Annotated in this window: 3 protein-coding genes and 1 pseudogene; 3 read left to right on the top strand and 1 reads right to left on the bottom strand. The window is 42.6% G+C overall.

Annotated features, from left to right (window positions below; all coding sequences use genetic code 11):
- Positions 1 to 315 precede the first annotated feature (315 nt).
- The 3 genes and pseudogenes from ACQY6Q_RS14805 (at position 316) to ACQY6Q_RS14795 (ending at position 2382) form a co-directional block, all read left to right on the top strand.
- The gene (locus ACQY6Q_RS14805) at positions 316 to 1656 is read left to right on the top strand and encodes an amidohydrolase family protein (RefSeq protein WP_427982526.1); all 1341 of its coding nucleotides are present in this window, start codon (positions 316 to 318) and stop codon (positions 1654 to 1656) included.
- A 297-nt stretch (positions 1657 to 1953) separates the two neighbouring features.
- Positions 1954 to 2139 (top strand): annotated as a pseudogene (locus tag ACQY6Q_RS14800) (DUF2061 domain-containing protein); the annotation flags it as partial.
- Between the two features lie 42 nt (positions 2140 to 2181).
- Positions 2182 to 2382, top strand: coding sequence for a DUF2061 domain-containing protein (locus ACQY6Q_RS14795; RefSeq protein ID WP_427982528.1), 201 nt, complete (start codon positions 2182 to 2184; stop codon positions 2380 to 2382).
- Positions 2383 to 2468: 86 nt separating this feature from the next.
- Here ACQY6Q_RS14795 and ACQY6Q_RS14790 read toward each other — a convergent pair whose 3' ends face one another.
- On the bottom strand, positions 2469 to 2966 hold the full coding sequence (locus tag ACQY6Q_RS14790) for an AAA family ATPase (RefSeq protein ID WP_427982523.1): 498 nt from the start codon (positions 2964 to 2966) through the stop codon (positions 2469 to 2471).
- Between the last annotated feature and the right edge of the window lie 165 nt (positions 2967 to 3131).

The following is a 3131-nucleotide window of genomic DNA, read 5'->3' as shown; positions in this document are numbered from 1 at the left end:
TGAAAAAAGGAAACCATACAACCAGCTCGTTTTTTTGAGTTTACAAGGTGGTTCAGCAAAATCATTTTTACGCCCCTACTCTCCGTGCTTGCATGTCGCCAACGCAGCATATTGTATAGGTTTTCTGTATATATCAGGCTTACAAGGATTGTTTACATCGTTACGTTGACAAACGTTTAAGCCCTTACTTAACTGATTGAAGTAAAGCACTTTACCGCCATGCAAACCAAATCAATGTTATTAGTTAATAGTGCTTTATATCTGCAAACTTATCGGTTTGCTCACCCAACATACCTAGATGTAAAGGAAGACAAGATGAGAAATCTTATTCGCTTGTTATGTATGTCTTTAATGCTGCTATTTTCCATTCAGCTGAGTTACGGACAACAAGCAGCTGTAAAACAAGTGTTGATTAAAAACGCTAATATTTTCGATGGTGAAAAGGAAGCCCTACAAACGGGTACTGACATACTTATTGAAAATAATTTAATTAAAAGCATTGGCCAAGGTATACAAGCGCCCGATGCCGAAGTTATTGACGCCTCTGGTAAGTTCTTAATGCCGGGGCTAATCGATGCTCATTGGCATACTACTTACGCGTATACGCCAGCCCCGATCCTGATGATGAATACCAGTGATATGTCTGAAGTAGCGATTAGAAGCATGACCGGTGCCAAAGAAACACTCTTGCGTGGTTTTACTACTGTTCGCGATCCCGGTGGTAACCCATTCTCAATTAAAAAACTCATTGATTCGGGGGAATATCCTGGACATAGAATTCTCCCCTCAGGGCCATTTATGAGCCAAACCTCTGGCCATGCTGATTTTCATAATGTGTTTGCCGAAAATCCCCGAAACGCCAATTCTGAACTGAGTTACTGGGAAAAAAACATGATGGCTATGATTGCCGACGGTGTTCCTGAAGTTCGCAAAAGAACCCGAGAAATCCTTAAATACGGTGCCACTCAAGTTAAAATCACCACCGGTGGCGGAGTTTCCTCGCAGTACGACCCACTAGACGTAAGCGAGTATTCGGTAGATGAAATTAAGGCCGTTGTAGAAGAGGCAAACAACTACCACACTTATGTTCTTGCGCACGTTATGACCGACGAAGGGATCCGCACCTCGGTAGAAGCTGGGGTAAAATCTATAGAACATGGTTTTTTTGCTTCCGACGAGACGCTTAAGCTAATGAAGAAAAAAGGAGTTTGGTTAAGCCCTCAAGCAATGTTTGAAGATGACATGCAGTGGGCAAGCCCAGTAAGCGAGAAGAAATGGAAGCAAGTCACCCAAGCGGTAGATAACGTGTACCGCAAAGCGCGTAAGTTTGGCGTTAATGTAGCCTTTGGCACCGACCAGCTAATGGATGCCGCAAAAGCCAAGCAACAAAGTTTGTATATTGTAAGAATGGGAACATGGTTTAGCAATTATGAAGTGCTAAAAATGGTTACTTCAGATAACGCCCGACTGTTAGAGCTAAGTGGCCCCCGCCACCCCTATCAAGAAGGGCCGTTAGGCCGAATCGTAGAAGGCGCTTACGCTGATTTGATTATTATTGATGGTAACCCAATGGAAAATCTAGAGTTAATGGGCGATCCGCAAACCAACTTCAAGGTGATAATGAAAGACGGCGTGGTGTATAAAAACACCCTATAAATCCAACCAGCCATAACTTGCAAGCAAACAAAGTCTCCACAAAGCGAGGCTTTGTTTTTGACTAAAACTATCTAGTTTATTAACTAAACTAAGCTGCTCACTCTCGATAATCCCGTCCCTAAAATCTCAATAGTTAACATGATGATAAATTCTGTTTGATAGCAATTTTGCTGGTAGTTCCTAGCCAAAGTAGACCATTTCTTGCGGGTTACGCTATCGATAACCGGCCAATCATCGCCCAAACCTATCACAAAGATAGAAATTCACGCTTTTACTAAATGATAACGGTTATCAATAATGGTCGTGTATAGGCAAGTATCTGTTGATGAGGACACAACGATGATTAAGACACTGACTTTTGCCGCAATCCATTTCACTATCGCGACTTTAGTGGCGTTTACCCTTACCGGTAACTTTTTGTTGGGCAGTTTAATTGCCATGATTGAACCAACAATTAATACTGGGGCATTTTATCTTCACGAAAAGTTATGGCAGAAGCTGCCCTTGTTAAAACGTTATCAAGCGATGACGCAGCTAAAAACGGTCAGTTTTGCGGTAATTCATTTCAATGTGGCATTTAGCGTGACTTACTTGCTAACTGGTGATGCTTTCATGGGAGGCTTAATGGCGACAGTAGAGCCAGCGATTAACTCTGTTGCATACTTCTTCCACGAAAAAGTATGGTTAAATAAAACTACCAACGCGACTAGCTTAGTTTGCGCTTAACTAGGCTGAGCGTTCGCAGCTTAGTGCAACTTAGCCCTCTTTCTCTATTGTTTTTTGGCAGAGCGAGGGCTTAAAGCTGAACCGTTCTAATTCGCGCTTGCTAGCGACACAATAGTTAAACCTTCTTCATCGGTGGGCGCTTCGAAATACTTAGACACATGGTAAAACATTGCTTCGGTATCAAATTGAGCCCGCTCTGGTTGCTCGGTGCGTCGCTGGGCAATTTGCGATAAGCACTGTTCATCACTCAGATTTAAGTAATTCAGTTGATGCTGGCAGCCCAGTTCAGTACATAAAGTTAAAAACCAGCTACGTTGTTGGCGGGTATTGGCCGGAAAATCCATCACCACAGCGCAGCCGGTCGCTAATAGCAGTTGTACATGTTGTTTAATAAAGGGCTTTATTTGCCGAGATAAGTTTATGTAGTCGTCAAAGTTGTTGATTTGCTGAGGATAATGCGCCGCCAGCCAAGCGTCTTCAGAAATTAGCACCGCATTATATTGCTTAGCCAGCAGACTTGCTTGGGTTGATTTTCCCGCGCCCATTTTACCGCAAAAGAAGAATAATTTGCCTAGTTGTGCCATACGCTGTGTTGTCTCTTTTTTGCCCTTTAATTAGGCAGTCTACAAAACTTAAAGAGTAAGGCTAAGTAATATTTAGCTGATTAAACAAATTCGAACTGTGGTGGCGGGTATTTGTTTAGCCCAGTTGTTCACGCCTTTATATTGGCAGCCATAAGCCAAGGTTTG

The organism is Agarivorans sp. (assembly GCF_050295395.1).
Lineage (GTDB): Bacteria > Pseudomonadota > Gammaproteobacteria > Enterobacterales > Celerinatantimonadaceae > Agarivorans.
Note: the sequence above shows the minus strand (reverse complement) of the source record. Positions and strands in the feature narration are given on the sequence as shown.